General features: G+C 73.2%; 17 protein-coding genes. 4 read left to right on the forward strand and 13 right to left on the reverse strand.

Features of this window, described 5'->3' with window-relative positions:
• Positions 1–166: 166 nt before the first annotated feature.
• The 9 genes from ruvB to ACGFX4_RS25460 form a co-directional block, all read right to left on the reverse strand.
• Positions 167–1,246, reverse strand: coding sequence for a Holliday junction branch migration DNA helicase RuvB (ruvB, locus tag ACGFX4_RS25420; protein ID WP_393078620.1), 1,080 nt, complete (start codon positions 1,244–1,246; stop codon positions 167–169).
• A 47-nt stretch (positions 1,247–1,293) separates the two neighbouring features.
• A complete protein-coding gene (ruvA, locus tag ACGFX4_RS25425) occupies positions 1,294–1,905 on the reverse strand; it encodes a Holliday junction branch migration protein RuvA (protein ID WP_393078623.1) in 612 nt (203 codons plus the stop codon).
• Between the two features lie 31 nt (positions 1,906–1,936).
• On the reverse strand, positions 1,937–2,527 hold the full coding sequence (ruvC, locus tag ACGFX4_RS25430) for a crossover junction endodeoxyribonuclease RuvC (protein WP_393078662.1): 591 nt from the start codon (positions 2,525–2,527) through the stop codon (positions 1,937–1,939).
• A gap of 116 nt (positions 2,528–2,643) precedes the next feature.
• On the reverse strand, positions 2,644–3,402 hold the full coding sequence (locus tag ACGFX4_RS25435; RefSeq protein WP_393078626.1) for a YebC/PmpR family DNA-binding transcriptional regulator: 759 nt from the start codon (positions 3,400–3,402) through the stop codon (positions 2,644–2,646).
• A gap of 59 nt (positions 3,403–3,461) precedes the next feature.
• Entirely contained in the window at positions 3,462–4,067 is a 606-nt protein-coding gene (gene pdxT, locus ACGFX4_RS25440; RefSeq protein WP_345700246.1) for a pyridoxal 5'-phosphate synthase glutaminase subunit PdxT, read from the reverse strand.
• 88 nt (positions 4,068–4,155) lie between these two features.
• Complete coding sequence (pdxS, locus tag ACGFX4_RS25445; protein WP_345700245.1) at positions 4,156–5,067, reverse strand: pyridoxal 5'-phosphate synthase lyase subunit PdxS; 912 nt, start codon at positions 5,065–5,067, stop codon at positions 4,156–4,158.
• 121 nt (positions 5,068–5,188) lie between these two features.
• Complete coding sequence (locus ACGFX4_RS25450) at positions 5,189–5,734, reverse strand: hypothetical protein (RefSeq protein WP_393078630.1); 546 nt, start codon at positions 5,732–5,734, stop codon at positions 5,189–5,191.
• A 23-nt stretch (positions 5,735–5,757) separates the two neighbouring features.
• Complete coding sequence (locus tag ACGFX4_RS25455) at positions 5,758–6,120, reverse strand: 5-carboxymethyl-2-hydroxymuconate Delta-isomerase (protein WP_393078633.1); 363 nt, start codon at positions 6,118–6,120, stop codon at positions 5,758–5,760.
• Positions 6,121–6,130: 10 nt separating this feature from the next.
• Positions 6,131–6,736 carry a TetR/AcrR family transcriptional regulator gene (locus ACGFX4_RS25460; protein ID WP_393078636.1) on the reverse strand — a complete coding sequence of 202 codons (606 nt, stop codon included), beginning with the start codon at positions 6,734–6,736 and terminating at the stop codon, positions 6,131–6,133.
• A gap of 118 nt (positions 6,737–6,854) precedes the next feature.
• Between ACGFX4_RS25460 and ACGFX4_RS25465 the strand changes: the two genes are divergently transcribed.
• Together ACGFX4_RS25465 and ACGFX4_RS25470 are read left to right on the forward strand one after the other, a co-directional pair.
• Positions 6,855–8,360 (forward strand): APC family permease, encoded by a 1,506-nt coding sequence (locus tag ACGFX4_RS25465; protein ID WP_393078639.1) that lies wholly within the window; start codon positions 6,855–6,857, stop codon positions 8,358–8,360.
• 5 nt (positions 8,361–8,365) lie between these two features.
• Entirely contained in the window at positions 8,366–9,223 is an 858-nt protein-coding gene (locus ACGFX4_RS25470; protein WP_393078642.1) for a carbon-nitrogen hydrolase family protein, read from the forward strand.
• A 13-nt stretch (positions 9,224–9,236) separates the two neighbouring features.
• Here ACGFX4_RS25470 and ACGFX4_RS25475 read toward each other — a convergent pair whose 3' ends face one another.
• Genes ACGFX4_RS25475 through pgsA form a run of 3 tightly spaced genes read right to left on the reverse strand, consistent with a single transcriptional unit; the run spans position 9,237 to position 11,973 of the window.
• Positions 9,237–10,409 (reverse strand): glycosyltransferase family 4 protein, encoded by a 1,173-nt coding sequence (locus ACGFX4_RS25475; RefSeq protein WP_393078645.1) that lies wholly within the window; start codon positions 10,407–10,409, stop codon positions 9,237–9,239.
• Positions 10,406–11,311 carry a phosphatidylinositol mannoside acyltransferase gene (locus ACGFX4_RS25480; RefSeq protein ID WP_393078648.1) on the reverse strand — a complete coding sequence of 302 codons (906 nt, stop codon included), beginning with the start codon at positions 11,309–11,311 and terminating at the stop codon, positions 10,406–10,408. Before ACGFX4_RS25480 ends, ACGFX4_RS25475 begins: the two co-directional genes overlap by 4 nt.
• Positions 11,308–11,973 carry a phosphatidylinositol phosphate synthase gene (gene pgsA / locus ACGFX4_RS25485; protein ID WP_345702048.1) on the reverse strand — a complete coding sequence of 222 codons (666 nt, stop codon included), beginning with the start codon at positions 11,971–11,973 and terminating at the stop codon, positions 11,308–11,310. Before pgsA ends, ACGFX4_RS25480 begins: the two co-directional genes overlap by 4 nt.
• A gap of 146 nt (positions 11,974–12,119) precedes the next feature.
• On the opposite strand from pgsA, the gene ACGFX4_RS25490 reads away from it, so the two are divergent.
• Complete coding sequence (locus ACGFX4_RS25490; RefSeq protein WP_393078651.1) at positions 12,120–14,147, forward strand: elongation factor G-like protein EF-G2; 2,028 nt, start codon at positions 12,120–12,122, stop codon at positions 14,145–14,147.
• Between the two features lie 4 nt (positions 14,148–14,151).
• On the opposite strand, the gene ACGFX4_RS25495 is transcribed toward ACGFX4_RS25490, so the two are convergent.
• Positions 14,152–14,565, reverse strand: a complete 414-nt coding sequence (locus ACGFX4_RS25495) for a thiol-disulfide oxidoreductase DCC family protein (protein ID WP_393078654.1) — start codon at positions 14,563–14,565, stop codon at positions 14,152–14,154.
• Positions 14,566–14,711: 146 nt separating this feature from the next.
• Between ACGFX4_RS25495 and ACGFX4_RS25500 the strand changes: the two genes are divergently transcribed.
• On the forward strand, positions 14,712–16,501 hold a 1,790-nt coding region (locus ACGFX4_RS25500), incomplete at its 3' end, for a hypothetical protein (RefSeq protein ID WP_393078657.1).

The raw sequence follows: 16,501 nt of genomic DNA on the forward strand, positions 1-16,501 counted from the left end.
GCCAGGGTCCTTTACGGGCCGCCTGCCGGGCGGCCAGTGCGTGTACGTCGGCCCGTCGGGTGAGAGGGGCGGTCCGGCGGAGTCTAGGCGACCCGCACTGATCGGACAACGCCAAGCATGCCAGTGTGCCGCCGAAAGTGGCGACCCTTGGCATGCACGGTTTCTCTCAGCGCTCCTCCGCGGATCCCCACAGTTCGGCCTGGGCGGGCACCGCGCCCCGCCCCTGCTGCAGCGGCGGGGTCAGCCCCAGGTGCCGCCAGGCCGCCGCGGTCGCGATCCGGCCCCGCGGCGTCCGCGCCAGCAGGCCCTCCCGGACCAGGAACGGCTCGGCCACCTCCTCGACCGTCTCCGACTCCTCGCCCACCGCCACCGCCAGCGTCGACAGGCCCACCGGACCGCCGCCGAACAGCTTCAGCAGCGCCTCCAGCACCGCACGGTCCAACCGGTCCAGACCACGGGCGTCCACCTCGTACACGTCCAGCGCCCGGGCGGCGATCTCCACGGTCACCACACCGTCGTGCCGCACCTGGGCGAAGTCCCGCACCCGACGCAGCAGGCGGTTGGCGATGCGCGGCGTCCCGCGCGAGCGCCCCGCGATCTCCGCGGCGCCGGCCGGGTCGATCTCCACGTCCAGCAGGTTCGCCGAGCGGTGCACCACCCGCTGCAGCTCGGCCGGCGCGTAGAACTCCATGTGCCCGGTGAACCCGAACCGGTCCCGCAGCGGGGGCGGCAGCAGGCCCGCCCGGGTGGTCGCCCCGACCAGGGTGAACGGCGGCAGCTCCAGCGGGATGGCGGTCGCCCCCGGCCCCTTGCCGACGATCACGTCGACCCGGAAGTCCTCCATCGCCATGTAGAGCATCTCCTCGGCGGGCCGCGACATCCGGTGGATCTCGTCGAGGAACAGCACCTCGCCCTCGGTGAGCGAGGAGAGGATCGCCGCCAGGTCGCCGGCGTGCTGGATCGCCGGGCCGGAGGTGATCCGGATCGGGGCGTTCAGCTCCGCCGCGATGATCATCGACAGCGTGGTCTTGCCCAGCCCGGGCGGGCCGCTGAGCAGCACGTGGTCCGGCGCCGTGCCGCGCTGCCGGGCCGCCTGCAGCACCAGCGACAGCTGCTCGCGGACCCGCTCCTGCCCGATGAACTCGTCCAGCAGCTTCGGCCGCAGCGCCGCCTCCACCGCCTGGTCCTCACCGTCGGCGGACGCCGCCACGATGCGGTCGGCGGGGTCGGACTCGTACGGGCTCATCGGGAACCGCTCCATTTGTCGACAGGGGGACAGATCGTCAGGGAGATTCAGCGGGCCTTGTTCAGGCCGCGCAGCGCCAGCCGCAGCAGGACGCCGACGTCCGGCGTCGACTGCAGCTCCGCCTCCGGCGCGACCGCGGCGACCGCGTCGTCCGCCTCGCGCGGGGCGTAGCCGAGGCCGACCAGGGCCGCGTGCAGCTGCTCGTGCCACGGCGCCGGGCCGGACGCCACCGGCTTCTGCGCCGGCACCGTCCCGTGCGGGGCGCCGAGCTTGTCCTTGTACTCCAGCAGCAGCTTCGCCGCCTTCGCCTTGCCGATGCCCGGCACCGCGATCAGCGCCTTCTCGTCACCGGACGCGACCGCGACCCGCAACGCGTCCGGGCTGTGCACGCCCAGCATCGCCTGCGCCAGCTTCGGCCCCACACCCGGCGCCGCCTGCAGCACCTCGAACGTCGCCCGCTCGTCGTCGTCCGCGAACCCGAACAGCGTCAGCGAGTCCTCCCGCACCACCAGCGACGTCGCCAGTCGCACCGGCTCCCCCACCCGGAGCCCGGCCAGCGTGGTGGGCGTGCACAGCACCGCCATCCCGACGCCCCCGACCTCGACGACGGCCACCCCGCCCGCAATGGCCGCGACCGGCCCCTGCACAAAGGCAATCAACGTAGAACCCTTTCGCTGAACGAGTGCCCCGTCAGGGGCGCGAGGCCCGATCGATCGGCGGCTGCGCCGCGGGGCGCGACCGACCGTGCACCCACCGGTTGCCGGGGACGGCGCGGTTCGCCGCCAGCGCTGCTTCGATCCTGGTCGTCGCCCCGCCGCGCCAGATGTGGCAGATGGCCAGCGCCAGCGCGTCCGCCGCGTCGGCGGGCTTGGGCGGCGCGTCCAGCCGCAGCAGCCGGGTCACCATCGCCGTCACCTGCGCCTTGTCGGCCCGCCCGGATCCGGTGACGGCCGCCTTGACCTCGCTCGGCGTGTGCAGGGTGACCGGTATCCCCCGCCGGGTGGCGCACAGCATCGCGACGGCCGAGGCCTGCGCCGTGCCCATCACCGTCCGGACGTTGTGCTGCGCGAAGACCCGCTCGACCGCGACCAGCTCCGGCCGGTGCTCGTCGAACCACTGCTCCAGGCCCTGCTCGATCTGCAGCAGCCGCTGCCCGATCTCGGCGTCCGCCGGAGTCCGGACCACGCCCACGCCGACCATCCGCAGCGGCCGCCCGGGCGCGCCGTCGACCACGCCGACTCCGCACCTGGTCAGCCCAGGGTCCACGCCCAGCACCCGCACCATGTGGCCTCGCCTCTCGTCCGACTGCGAAGGCTACCGGTCGGGTCGGACAACCGGCCGAACGACACCGGCCCGGCACTCCCCTCGGGGAGCACCGGGCCGGACGGTACGGCGTCTCACTCGGCGTCGAGCTGCGCACCGACCTCGTCGCTGATGTCGAAGTTGGCGAAGACGTTCTGGACGTCGTCGCTGTCCTCGAGGGCGTCGATCAGCTTCAGGATCTTGCGGGCGCCGTCGACGTCCAGCTCGACCTGCATGCTGGGGACGAAGTTGGCGTCGGCCGAGTCGTAGTCGATGCCGGCCTCGACCAGGGCGGTGCGGACCGGGACCATGTCGGTGGCCTCGGAGATGACCTCGAAGGACTCGCCGAGGTCGTTGACCTCCTCCGCGCCGGCGTCCAGGACGACCTCGAAGAGCTTGTCCTCGTCCACGCCGTCCGCCTTGGGGACGATCACGACGCCCTTGCGGTTGAAGAGGTACGAGACCGAGCCCGGGTCGGCCATCGAGCCGCCGTTGCGGGTCATGGCGACGCGCACGTCGGAGGCGGCGCGGTTGCGGTTGTCGGTGAGGCACTCGATCAGGACGGCGACGCCGTTCGGGCCGTAGCCCTCGTACATGATGGTCGAGTAGTCCGCGCCACCGGCCTCGGCACCGGAACCGCGCTTGACGGCGCGGTTGATGTTGTCGATCGGGACGGAGCTCTTCTTCGCCTTCTGGATGGCGTCGTAGAGGGTCGGGTTGCCGGCCGGGTCGCCGCCGCCGGTGCGCGCCGCCACCTCGATGTTCTTGATCATCTTGGCGAAGAGCTTGCCGCGCTTGGCGTCGATCACGGCCTTCTTGTGCTTGGTGGTAGCCCACTTAGAGTGGCCGGACATCGCCAGCTCCTTTACGTCGCCAAAAGGGAATTGAACAGAAGAGATCTTACCGGTGACCCTCAGGAACCACTGACCATGCGCACGAAGTACTCGTGCACCCGGTGGTCGCCGGTCAGCTCGGGGTGGAACGAGGTGGCGAGCAGGTTGCCCTGGCGGACCGCGACGATCCGGCTGTCCGGGCCGTCGGCCGCCGGCAGCTCGGCGAGCACCTGGACGCCGGCGCCGACCGCCTCGACCCAGGGGGCGCGGATGAACACGCCGTTGACCGGGCCGCCCTCGAGTCCCTCGAACGGGATCGAGGTCTCGAAGGACTCGTTCTGCCGGCCGAAGGCGTTGCGGCGCACGGTCATGTCGATGCCGCCGACGGTCTCCTGGTCGTCCCGGCCGTCGAGGATCTTGTCGGCCAGCATGATCATGCCCGCGCAGGTGCCGTAGACCGGCATCCCGGCGGCGACCCGCTCGCGCAGCGGGTCCATCAGGCCGAAGAGGACGGCCAGCTTGGAGATGGTGGTCGACTCGCCGCCCGGCATCACCAGGGCGTCGACCTCGGCCAGCTCCTCGGGCCGGCGCACCTGCCGCGCGACGGCGTCGGCGGCGGCCAGCGCCACCAGGTGCTCGCGGACATCGCCCTGCAGGGCCAGGACGCCGATGACGGGGGTGCTCACTGCTTACCTCTTCGGTTGGATCGGGGTCGTACGTGACACGGCCCGCCGCGCGCCCGGGGCGCTGCGGCGGGCCGGCAGGGCGGAGCGATTACCAGCCGCGGTTGGCGTAGCGCTCGGTCTCCGGCAGGGTGTCGCAGTTGATGCCCACCATGGCCTCGCCCAGGTTGCGGGAGGCGTCGGCGATGATCTTCGGGTCGTCGAAGAAGGTGGTGGCCTTCACGATGGCGGCGGCGCGCTTGGCCGGGTCACCGGACTTGAAGATGCCGGAGCCGACGAACACGCCCTCGGCGCCGAGCTGGCGCATCAGGGCGGCGTCGGCCGGGGTGGCGACGCCACCGGCGGAGAACAGCACGACCGGCAGCTTGCCGAGCTCGGCGACCTCGCGGACCAGCTCGTACGGGGCGCGCAGCTCCTTGGCGGCGGCGTACAGCTCGTTGTTGTCGAAGCCGCGCAGCTTGGCGATCTCGTTCTTGATCTGGCGCAGGTGGCGGACCGCCTCGACGACGTTGCCGGTGCCGGCCTCGCCCTTCGAGCGGATCATGGCCGCGCCCTCGGCGATGCGGCGCAGGGCCTCGCCCAGGTTGGTGGCGCCACAGACGAAGGGGGTGGTGAACGCCCACTTGTCGGAGTGGTTGACCTCGTCGGCCGGGGTGAGCACCTCGGACTCGTCGATGTAGTCGACACCGAGCGACTGGAGGACCTGGGCCTCGACGAAGTGGCCGATCCGCGACTTGGCCATGACCGGGATGGAGACCGCGGCGATGATCTCCTCGATCATGTTCGGGTCGGACATCCGGGCCACGCCGCCGTCCTTGCGGATGTCCGCGGGGACCCGCTCCAGCGCCATGACGGCGACCGCACCGGCGTCCTCGGCGATCTTCGCCTGCTCGGCGTTGACCACGTCCATGATCACACCGCCCTTGAGCTGCTCGGCCATGCCGCGCTTGACGCGGGCGGTGCCGATCTGCGGCTGGTCTGCGGTGATGGGGGTGGTGGACACGTGAGACCTCACTCGAAGATGAACCAGTGCTATCGCCCTATCGTAGGCCCGAAACGGTCCTTACCCATGCTCCATCCGGTCCAGACCCGCGTTCCGCATACGACAAACAGGCAACAGAATCCTACGCGGGCGCGCCCTCCGGAGTGAGCGCCACGGGAGGTTCGTCGTCCATCTCGAAAGCCATCGGGAACGGCGCCCGGCCCGCAAGTCGGAAATAGCGGACCAAACGGTGCTCGCGCACCGCGCGCGCCGCCCGGACCGCGTCGTTGTGGAACCGGCGGGCCATCGGCACCCGGCGGACCGCCTCCGTGAGATCCTTCACAGCCTCCGCGCCACCGGGCGCCTCCAGCAGCGCCGTCACCTGCTCCGGCTGCTCCAGCACCGCGCGCAGCGCCAGGCTCAGCTCGCTCTCCGCCACCTCGCGGTGCTCGTCCTCGCTCTGCCGGGCGGCGTGCGCCGCCTCGTACAGCAGGATCGACGCCGCCGGGTCCAGCAGCGAGGAGGTGGCCAGCTCCATCGCCACCGACGCCCGGCGCACCAGCTGCGCGTCCAGCGAGGCCTTCGCCGCGTCGATCCGGGCGTGCAGCCGGTCGAGCCGGCCCGCCGTCCAGCTGAGGTAGACGGCGAACAGCACGACGGCCGCGATGGCCCAGATCCAGGTACTCACGGGGCGTTACGGTACCGGGTCGGTCAGGGCGCCAGGACCGTGCCGCGGTAGCAGTCGCGGTCGATGTCCTTGATGTCCACGGCCGCGTCCACCGGCGCCGACAGGTCGCCCAGGTGCGCCGGCAGCTCGGCGAGCACCGCCTCGCTCAGCGCCGCCTTCGCCTCGGGCGACCGGCCGGGGAAGATCTGGAACTGCACGAAGACCAGCGCGTACGTGTCGGCGTCCGCCCCCACCACCGACTCCTCCACCCGCCGGAAGCGCACCTTGCAGCTCTCGGGTTTGGCGTCGATCAGCTTCACCGCGAGCCGGTTCAGCGCGAGCCCGAAGGCCCGCCGGTCGAAGGAGTCGGCGAGCCGCTCGGAGTAGTCAACAGAGATCTGAGGCATGGGCCCCACCCTACGGGGCGGCCGCGGGGTCGTGGCCGGTGGTCGCCCGCAGGAAGGCGTGCAGCGCCCCGATCACGTCCTCCCGGGTGCGGCGGCCCGCCAGGATCTCCATCTGGAAGCCGTCCTCCATCGCCACCAGGCTCGCGGCGAGCAGCCGGGGCGACTCGGCGAGGGCGAAGTGGCCCTGGGCCTGGCCGAGCACCAGCACCCCGTAGTAGACGGCGACCTGCCGCTCGGTGAGCGCGCTGTCCAGCGCGGCCGCCTTCGGGTCGCGCAGGCTGCGCGGCCAGTACTCGAAGAGCAGCCGGGGCAGCAGGTCGTCCGGCCCGGTGGCGACGCCCGAGTCCACGCAGACCCGCAGCCGCTCCCGGGCGTCCGGCAGCGCCTCGACGGCCGCCTCGCGGGCCCGACAGAAGCGCTCGATCGCCTGCTGGAAGGTCTCGTACATCAGCTCGTCGAGGTCGCCGTAGTAGTACAGCACCGCGGCGGGCGTGATCCCGGCCTCCTCGGCGACGTCCTTCAGCCGCAGGCCCTCCAGGCCGCGCCGCAGCAGGGCGCGCTGCGCCGCCTCGCCGAGCGCGGCCCGTCGGCCCTCCTGATCCTTGCGCCTGCCCATCGGCGACCTCCGTTCAGCTGAACTTGACCGTAACGATACCTCAGCAGCTCTTGACGCCCGGGAGGACCTTTTCTTAAATCAGCGTTTAAGAAATTGGCTGCTACCCCCGGAGCACCCCGTGACCATCGGCACGAGACTCGACGACCCACCCACCGGCACCGGCGGCAAGGGACTGCGGCGCGACTCCGTGGGCCTGCTCGGCGCCGTCGCCCTCGGCCTGTCGTCGGTCGCCCCGACGTACTCGATCGCCGTGACGCTGGGCCTCGTCACCGTGGTGGCGGGCACCACCGCCCCCTCGGCCCTGCTACTGGGCTTCGTCCCGATCCTGCTCACCGCCTTCGCCTTCCGGGAGCTCAACCGGGAGATGCCGGACTGCGGCACCACGTTCGTGTGGACCACCCGAGTCTTCGGGCCGTTCGCCGGCTGGGTGTCCGGCGGCTGGGTGGTCCAGTTCGCCACCGTGCTCGCCATGACCGCCCTGGCCCAGGTCGGCGCGGCCCACCTGCTCGACCTGGTCGGCGCCGGCCCGCTCGCCGACAGCCCGCTCGCCGTCACCGTGACGGCGGTCCTGCTGCTGGCCGGCGCGACCCTGCTGGCCCGGCGCGGGCTCCAGCTCGCCGCCGCGGTGCAGTACACGCTGCTGGGCCTCCAGCTGCTGGCCCTGGCCGCCTTCGGCGTCGCCGCCCTCGGCGCCGACGGTGCCGCCGCGCCCTCGCTCTCCTGGCTCGACCCGCGCGGCTTCGACGGCTTCGGCCCGTTCGCCGAGGCGGTCGTGCTCTGCCTGTACATCTACTGGGGCTGGGACGCCCTGATCACCGCCAACGAGGAGACCAGGGACAGCGCCCGCACCCCCGGCCGGGCCGCCGTGATCTCCACCCTGGTGCTGCTCGCCACCTACCTCTTCACCGCCTTCGCGGCCATCTCCTACGCGGGCACCGGAACCGCGGGCCTCGGCCTCGGCAACCCGGACAACGCCGCGGACGTGCTCGCCGGGCTGGCGCCCTCCGTCCTCGGCGGCGCGGCGGCCGAGGTCGTCCGGCTCGCGGTCTGCGTCTCCGCCGTCGCGGCACTGCTCACCTGCCTGGTCGGCAGCTCCCGGGCCACCCTGTCGATGGCCGGGCACGGGGCGCTGCCCGCCCGCTTCGCCCGGATCCACCCCCGGCACGGCACCCCGGCCTTCGGCACGGCCGTCTTCGGGGTGCTCGCCGCCGTGCTGCTGACCGTGCTCACGGCGGTCTCCGCCGACTTCCTCGGCGACGCCGTCCTCTCGATCGGCCTGCTGATCGCCTTCTACTACGGCGTCACCGGCCTGGCCTGCGCCTGGTACTTCCGGCGGCGGCTCCGCCGCTCCGCCCGCGACCTGCTGCTCTGCGGCGTCCTGCCGCTGGCGGGCGGCCTGATGATGATCGCCGCCTTCGTCCGGACCGCGGCCGACACCTACGACCCCGGCTACGGCACCACCTCGGTCGGCGGTGTCGGCGGCGTGTTCCTGCTCGGCATCGGCTCGATCGTGCTCGGCGCCCTCGCCGCCGCCGCGGCCCGCCTCCGCTTCCCCCGCTTCTTCCGCGACGGCCGCACCACCGTCGTCGCCGCCCCCGCCACCGACCCCGCCCCGGAGGACTGATCCCGATGCGCACCCTCGCCGTCGCCGCCCTGCAGACCACCCCCGTCCCGTACGACCTGGAGGCCACCTGGCAGCGCTTCGCCGACCGGGTCCGGGCCACCCGGGACACCTTCCCGCACGTCCAACTGGTGGTCGTCCCCGAGCTGATGCTCGCCGCCGAGGCACCGCTGCTCCAGGCCCGCGCCGCGTGGGCGGCCGAGGCCGCCGTCAGCATCCCCGGCCCGCTCACCGACCGGATCTGCGCGCTCGCCCGGGAGACCGGGCTGTGGCTGGTCCCCGGCAGCCTGTACGAGCGCACCGCCGAAGGCCTGATCCACAACACCGCCGTCGCGGTCTCCCCGGAGGGCGAGATCGCCGCCGCGTACCGCAAGGTGTTCCCCTGGCAGCCGTACGAGACCACCGAGCCCGGCACCGGGTTCACCGTCTTCGACCTGCCCGGGATCGGCCGGGCCGGGCTCGCGATCTGCTACGACGGCTCGTTCCCGGAGACCGCCCGGCAGCTCGGCTGGCTCGGCGCCGAAGTCATGATCCAGCCGACCCTGACCACCACCCGCGACCGCGAGATGGAGCTGGTCTGCGCCCGCGCCAACGCCTGGACCAACCAGCTCTACGTGGTCAACCTCAACGCCGCCGACCCGGCCGGCGTCGGACAGAGCGCGATCGTCGACCCCGAGGGCATCGTCCGCCAGCAGGCCGGCACCGGGGAGGAGATCCTGGTGGACGTGCTCGACCTGGACGCCGTGAGCCGGGTCCGCACCTACGGCAGCGCCGGGATCAACCGTCCCTGGGCGCAGCTCGACCGCTACGGTCACACGGTCGAACTCCCGGCCTACGGCGGCACCTTCCGCCCGCGCCCGGCCTGACCGCCCGGCGGGCTCAGCCCTTGAGGCGGGCCCGCCAGCCGGTGGGCTCGACGTCGGCGACCGGCGGGCGGCCGTCGGTGACCGTCTCGTAGACCGAGAGCACCTCGGCGCCGACCGTCTCCCAGTCGAAGCGGCGCACGTGCCGCGAGGCGGCCTCGCGCAGCTCGCGCAGCCGCTGCGGGTTGCCGAGCAGCTTCACCGCCGCGTCCGCCAGCGCGTCCGCGTCCTCGATCGGGAACAGCTCGCCCGCCGAGCCGCCGTCCAGCACCTGCCGGAACGCGTCCAGGTCGCTGGCCAGCACCGGGGCGCCCGCCGACATCGCCTCGACCAGGATGATGCCGAAGCTCTCGCCTCCGGTGTTCGGCGCCACGTAGAGGTCGACGCTGCGCAGCAGCCTGGCCTTCTCCTCGTCGGTGACCATCCCGAGGAACTCGACCTGCGCCCGCACCTCGGGCGCCAGGCCGGCCACGGCCTCCGCCTCGTCGCCCTTGCCCGCGACCAGCAGCCGCACCCCGGGCCGCTCGGCGAGGATCCGCGGCAGCGCGGCGAGCAGCGTCGGCAGTCCCTTGCGGGGCTCGTTGATCCGGCCGATGAAGCCGATCGTCCCGGCGCCGCCGTCCGGCGCGTGGCCCTGCCAGGCCGGCTCGGGCTCGGCGTCGGCGAAGAACCGCACGTCGACGCCGTTGGGGATGACCACCGCGTCGCCGCCCAGGTGCTCGACCAGGGTGCGCCGGGCGTACTCGCTGACCGCGATCCGGGCGCTCATCTTCTCCAGGCTCGGCTGGAGGATCGGCGAGGCCGCGATCATCGCCCGGGAGCGCGGGTTCGAGGTGTGGAAGGTGCCCACCATCGGCCCGTTCGCCGACCAGGCGGCCAGCATCGACAGGCTCGGCGAGGCCGGCTCGTGGACGTGCAGGATGTCGAACCGGCCCTCGTGCAGCCAGCGCCGCACCCGGGCCGCCGACAGGAAGCCGAAGCTCAGCCGGGCGACGGAGCCGTTGTAGGGCACGGCGACGGCCCGCCCGGCGGAGACCACGTACGGCGGCAGCGCCTCGTCGTCCTCGGCGGGGGCCAGCACCGACACCTCGTGCCCGAGCCGGATCAGGTGCTCGGCGAGGTCCCGGATGTGGAACTGCACGCCGCCGGGGACGTCCCAGTCGTACGGGCAGACGATGCCGATCTTCACTTCCCGGCCCCCCTCGGCGTCAGGTCCGCCAGCCACAGCTTCTGCAGCATGTGCCAGTCCACGGAGTGCTCGCGGATCCCCTCCGCCCACACGTCGGCCATCGCCTGCGTCATCGCGGCGCTCTGTTCCCGCCGGTCGCCCTCGCCGGAGGGGACGACCTCGGGGTGGATCTCGGCGCGCATGTGCGGGCCGTCGTACCAGAGCGTCACCGGGAACAGCGCGGCGCCGGTGCGCAGCGCGAGCGCCGCCGGGCCGGCCGGCATCCGGGTCGGCTCGCCGAAGAAGTCCACCTGGATGCCGGCCTCCGACAGGTCCCGGTCGCCGACCAGGCAGACCAGCTTGCCGTCGCGCAGCCGCCGCGCCAGGGTGCCGATCACCGACAGGTCGGCGCCGGTCAGCGCCAGCACCTCCATGCCGAGGCCCTCGCGGTACGCCACGAACCGGTCGAACAGCGACTCCGGCTTGAGGCGCTCGGCGACGGTGGTGAACGGGTACCCGCCCGCCGAGGCGATCCACGCCCCGGCCAGGTCCCAGTTGCCCATGTGCGGCAGCGCGAGGACGGCGCCTCGCCCGGCCGCCATCGCCTCGTTCAGCTGCTCGATGCCCTTGCAGGTCATCGCGCCGGCGATCCGCTCCAGGCTCCAGGTCGGCAGTCGGAAGGACTCCATCCAGTACCGCAGGTAGGAGCGCATGCCGGCCCGGGACAGTTCGCGCAGCCGTGCCCGGTCGGCGTCCGGGTGGACGCGGGCCAGGTTGGCCTCCAGCCGCAGCACGCCCTTGCCCTGCTTGCGCCAGGCGACGTCCGCAATGGTGTTGAACAGGCCGCGGGCGACCGGCTCGGGCAGGTGCCTCAGCCCGGCCCAGCCTGCCGCGTACGCCCCGTCGACCAGCCGTTCCTTCACTCCTGACCCGCCCCCTCCGCCACAGCCGCCGCGCCCTCCAGCTCGAAGGACTCGCGGCGGACGGTCAGCATCCGCTGCAACACGGTCACCAGGCTGCCCGCCGCGACCACCCACAGGGCGAACGGCAGCAGCCACTCCACGTACGGCACCCCGAAGGTCGCCAGGCCCGCGACGCCCGCCGCGACCAGGCTGATCACCAGCCGCTCGGCCCGCTCGACCACCCCGTTGACGTTCACCGGGAAGCCCAGCGACTCGCCGCGCGCCTTGGTGTACGACACCACCTGGCCGCTGGCCAGGCAGAAGATCGCCACCGCGCAGAGCAGCTCGTTGGCGCCCTTGCCCGCGTACCACATGGCCAGGCCGCCGAAGATCGCCGCGTCGGCGACCCGGTCCAGCGTCGAGTCCAGGAACGCGCCCCACTTGCTGGAACGCCCGGCCTGGCGGGCCATGTTGCCGTCGACCAGGTCGGAGAAGATGAACAGGGTGATCGTGATGGTGCCCCAGAAGAACTCCCCGCGCGGGAAGAACACCAGCGCACCGGCGACCGAGCCGGCCGTACCGATCAGCGTCACCGCGTCCGGGCTCACTCCCCAGCGCAGCAGCAGCGCGGCGAACGGCGTCAGGACACGTGTGAAGAAGGCACGCGCGTACTTGTTGAGCATGGCCTTCCGGTCCGCTCCGATCTCACCGGTCTCCACCCGGGCCACGGCGGCCGGCAGGCGGCCGAGCGGATCGGCCCGCCCGGCTGGACAATGGTATCCACGCTGATCGCGAGCTCTGCCGCCCCACGCCCCCTCGGAGGTCAGCCATGCCTGACCGCTCAGCCACGCACGCCCCCGCACCGACCGTCGAACGACCCGACCGGCTCCGCAACGTGGTGCTGGTCGGAGCCAGCGGAGCCGGAAAGACCACCCTCGCCGAAGCCCTCGCCCTCACCGCCGGCGCCCTCACCAGGGCCGGCAGCGTCCCCGAGGGCAGCACCGTCGCCGACCACGAGGAGATCGAGCACCAGCAGCAGCGCTCGGTGCAGCTCTCGCTCCTCCCGCTGGCCTGGCAGGACACCAAGATCAACCTGCTGGACGCGCCCGGCTACGCCGACTTCGCCGGCGAGCTCCGGGCCGCGCTGCGCGCCGCCGAGGCCGCCGTGTTCGTCCACAGCGCCACCGACGAGGTGTCCCGGCCGGTCCTCGCGCTCTGGCGCGAGTGCGCGGCCGCGGGCATCCCGCGGGCCGTCGTGCTCACCCACCTCAACACCGCCCGGGTCCGGCTCGACGAGACCCTGCTGGTGCTCCAGGACGCCCTCGGCGACGGCCACCCCGACAGTGTCCGGCCGCTGCACCACTGGGACCTGCGCGAGGGCCACCTGCACGGGTCCACCGAGCTGCTCACCGGCCTGCGCCGCGGCGATCCGCAGGACCCGGGCGACCTCGGCGAGGAGCGCGCCGCCCTGGTCGAGGCGATCGCCGGCGAGGACGACACCCTGCTGGAGCGCTACCTGGAGGGCGAGGAGCTGGACACCGCCGCGCTCACCGCCGCCGTCCGCCGGGAGTTCCTCCAGGGCACCCTGCACCCCGTCCTGGCCGCCTCCCCCGCGCCCGAGGCGGGCGGCTGCGCCGAGCTCCTCGACCTGGTCGCCGCCGCCTTCCCCTCCCCGCTCGACCGCGCCGACGACCTGCCCGCCTGCGACCCCGACGGGCCGCTCGCCGCCCAGGTCGTGCACACCGGGGAGGACCCCTACGTCGGCCGGCTCAGCCTGCTGCGGGTTTTCTCCGGCACCCTGCGGCCCGACACCACCGTCCACCTCGCCGGCCAGCCCGACGAGAAGGTCACCGCGCTCACCTGCCCGTTCGGCAAGCAGCAGCGCCCCGTACCGGACGCCACGGCCGGCGACCTCGCCTGCGCCGCCAAGCTGGCCGGCGCCCGCACCGGCGACACCCTCGCCTCCGACGCCACCGTGCTGCCGCCCTGGCCGCTGCCCGAACCGCTGCTGCCGATCGCCGTCGAGGCCCACTCCAAGGCCGACGAGGACAAGCTCTCCCAGGCGCTCGCCAGGCTCGCCGCCCAGGACCCGGCACTGCGCGTCGAGCAGAACCCCGACACCCACCAGCTCGTCCTGTGGTGCACCGGCGAGGCCCACCGGGCGGTCGTCCTCGACCGGCTGCGCGGCCGGCACGGCGTCCACGTCGACACGGTGCCGTACGAGGTCGCGCTCCGCGAGACCTTCGGCGGCCCGGCCAGCGGCCACGGCCGGCACGTCAAGCAGTCCGGCGGGCACGGCCAGTTCGCGATCTGCGACCTGACCGTGGAGCCGCTGCCCGGCGGCGGCTTCGAGTTCGTCGACAAGGTGGTCGGCGGGTCCGTCCCGCGCAACTTCATCCCGTCGGTCGAGAAGGGCGTCCGCGCCCAGCTCGCCCACGGCATCCACGGCCACCCGATGACCGACGTCCGGGTCACCCTGACCGACGGCAAGGCGCACTCGGTCGACTCCTCCGACGCCGCGTTCCAGACGGCCGGCGCCCTCGCCCTGCGCGAGGCCGCCGCGCACGCCAAGGTCCAGCTCCTGGAGCCGGTCGACGAGGTCCGGGTGCTGCTCCCCGACGAGTACCAGGGCGCCGTCCTCGGCGACCTCTCGGCCCGCCGCGGCCACGTCCTGGGCACCGAGACCGGCGGCCCCGGCCTCAGCCTGGTCCGTGCCGAGGTCCCCGAGCTCGAACTGACCCACTACCCCGTCGACCTGCGGTCACTGGCCCACGGCACCGCCGAGTTCACCCGCAGCTACGTCCGCCACGCCCCCATGCCGGCCAACCTCGCGAGCCGGTACGAGCACGCCTCCTGACCGCTCAGCGGACCTCGCAGGCCGCCGTGCCGATCGGGAGCTGGTGCCGGTGGCGGGCGACGAAGCGGTAGACGGCGTCCGCGAGGGGCCGGACCGGCGGGAGGGCGAGGAGCGCGCCGGCCCACGCCCAGGCGCCGCCGGAGCGCATCAGGAGCCCGGCGACCGCCTGGGCGCCCCCGTACACCCGGCGGGCCGGGGTGATCCAGAGCAGCTCGCGCTCCGCCCGGTCCGGGGTGACCTCGCCGCCGGTGAAGTCGGCCAGCGCGGCGAGGTCCGCGCGCTGCGAGGGGACGGCGTCCCAGCCGGCGGAGGAGAGGCTCGCCCGCGGGTAGCGCTCGGCCCAGCGGACGAAGGTGGTGCACAGGGCGCAGTCCCCGTCGAAGACCAGCACCGGATCGCGCGAGATGTCATCGGCCATACGTCTGATCCTGCCCCATCGTGGGCACCATCACCGGGAAGCCGGGCAACGGCCGAGATGTGACCACGGATCAGACGATCATCCGCGCGGCCGGGCGGTGGCACGGTAACCTGCCGCTGACAAGGGGAGGAGGGGCAACTCGCCAGATGAGTACGCTCGACATGACCCCGGGCGCGCAGATACCCCGGACGGACGTCGGTAACCAGACCGCGGTCACCCAGGCACTCTCCTCGGCGGCGTACCGCACCGGTGAGTACAAGGAGTTGGAGGGCCTCGCCGGGGTGAAGTGGAAGCCCGGCCGGTCGGAGCTGTTCCGTCCGAGCGCGGGCGAGGCGTTCAGCCGCGCCCTGATCGACCGGACACTCTCGGCCAAGCGGCTCCCGCTGGTCCCCTCCTTCGGCACCGACGCGCGGATGGTGGTCGAGCACTGCCTCGCCGCCCAGGACCTGCGCGACGCCCGGGACCGGCAACTCTCGCTGATCACCCTGGTGTTCGGCATCGCCTTCCTGCCCGGTGCGCTGATCTGGCTGGCCGCCTACCAGGCCAAGGCCTGGCTGGGCCGCAACCAGAGTGCCGCCCGGGACGGCTTCTACGGCACCCTCGCGCTGCTGCTCGCCTGCGGGCTCGCCCTGCTGTTCGCGCTGCGTCCGCCGGTCTCCGGCCCGTGGTCGCTGTACGTCCGGGTGATGATGCTGGCGCCGGTGGCGGGCTGGTTCCTGGCCAAGCGGATCGTGGTCCGCTCGGTGCTGGCCCAGCGCGCCCGCTGGGGCGACCTGGTCGGCGGCAGCCCGGTGGCGGCGACCGTGCCGAAGGCGGTGCCCCGCGACCACCTGGACAAGCAGGCGGTCGACCTGAAGGCCGCGCTGGACCGGGTGGGCGCCGAGCAGGAGACCAATATCCACCACTACGCCGGGTCCAAGGGCATCCTCGGGGTGGGCGCCCGCTGGGGCGACTGGGGCCTGCGCGAGGACCTCAGGCCGGCGGACGGGCAGGAGGACTTCCGGGTCTTCCACACCGCCGACCTGACCCGCCGGATCACCGAGCGGCTCGGCCGGCTGACCAGCAGCGAGGTCCCCAACGGCGGCATGCCGAAGGCCACCATCACCCAGTGGGTGGTGCAGGACATCCCCGAGGGCGCCGACGAGATCGGGCGGCCGGGCGGCGCCGACATGGACAACTTCCGGATGCGCGACTTCGCCGTCCAGGAGGTGGCCAACCGGCAGACCTTCGGCAGCGACCCGCGCCACCGGATCGCCATCCAGTACGTGCTGCACAAGGGCCAGCTGGTCACCACGATGCTGGTCGAGGTCGTGGTGCTGCACAACAACCTCCAGGTGCACGTGACGGGCCACGCGCTCGGCCCGCTGGTGCCCTGGTTCGGCGCCAAGCCGAAGCCCAAGGAGAAGGACATCCCGAAGACCTTCCGCCGCTGGGAGAACCAGACCGTCCAGCTGCCGCTGGTCGACGACGACGAGGTGGTCCGCCAGGCCGTCCGGGCGCCCTTCCACCGGATGCCGACCCTGCTGACCTTCCTCGGCGGCTCGATCGGCCTGCCGGAGCCGTTCTGCATGCGGCAGGCGTGGACGGACGCGACCTGGGCCAGCCGGTTCAAGTCGGACGACGCGATCTACGCCTCCACCCCGGTGGTGAACACCATCCACGCCTCGGTGCTGGAGTTCCTCGCCGAGCACGACATCTCGATCGAGCGCTTCACCAACCGGTCGAACATCCTCAAGTCGGAGATGCAGGGCAGCCGCCCGTACCGGGTCGACAAGTACGACGCGGGGGGGGTGGGGGGGGCGGGGGGGGGGGGGGGGGGGGCGGGGGGGGGGGGGGGGGGCTCGGCGAGGAGCTGCCCCAGGAGGTCGGAGGCGATGCCGTCGTCGCCGACGGCGGCGGCGTGGTCGGCGGCGGCCTGCGCGCGGGGCAGCCAGGC

The organism is Kitasatospora sp. NPDC048365 (assembly GCF_043200835.1).
In the GTDB taxonomy this organism is placed as follows: domain Bacteria; phylum Actinomycetota; class Actinomycetes; order Streptomycetales; family Streptomycetaceae; genus Kitasatospora; species Kitasatospora terrestris.

Bases quoted from the DNA above. Each gene is read 5' to 3' on its own strand.
- ACGFX4_RS25495 (WP_393078654.1), bottom strand. From the start codon at position 14,565: ATGGCCGATGACATCTCGCGCGATCCGGTGCTGGTCTTCGACGGGGAC.
- ACGFX4_RS25470 (WP_393078642.1), top strand. From the start codon at position 8,366: ATGCGCACCCTCGCCGTCGCCGCCCTGCAGACCACCCCCGTCCCGTAC.
- ACGFX4_RS25455 (WP_393078633.1), bottom strand. From the start codon at position 6,120: ATGCCTCAGATCTCTGTTGACTACTCCGAGCGGCTCGCCGACTCCTTC.
- ruvB (WP_393078620.1), bottom strand. From the start codon at position 1,246: ATGAGCCCGTACGAGTCCGACCCCGCCGACCGCATCGTGGCGGCGTCC.
- ACGFX4_RS25460 (WP_393078636.1), bottom strand. From the start codon at position 6,736: ATGGGCAGGCGCAAGGATCAGGAGGGCCGACGGGCCGCGCTCGGCGAG.
- ACGFX4_RS25435 (WP_393078626.1), bottom strand. From the start codon at position 3,402: ATGTCCGGCCACTCTAAGTGGGCTACCACCAAGCACAAGAAGGCCGTG.
- pgsA (WP_345702048.1), bottom strand. From the start codon at position 11,973: ATGCTCAACAAGTACGCGCGTGCCTTCTTCACACGTGTCCTGACGCCG.
- ACGFX4_RS25490 (WP_393078651.1), top strand. From the start codon at position 12,120: ATGCCTGACCGCTCAGCCACGCACGCCCCCGCACCGACCGTCGAACGA.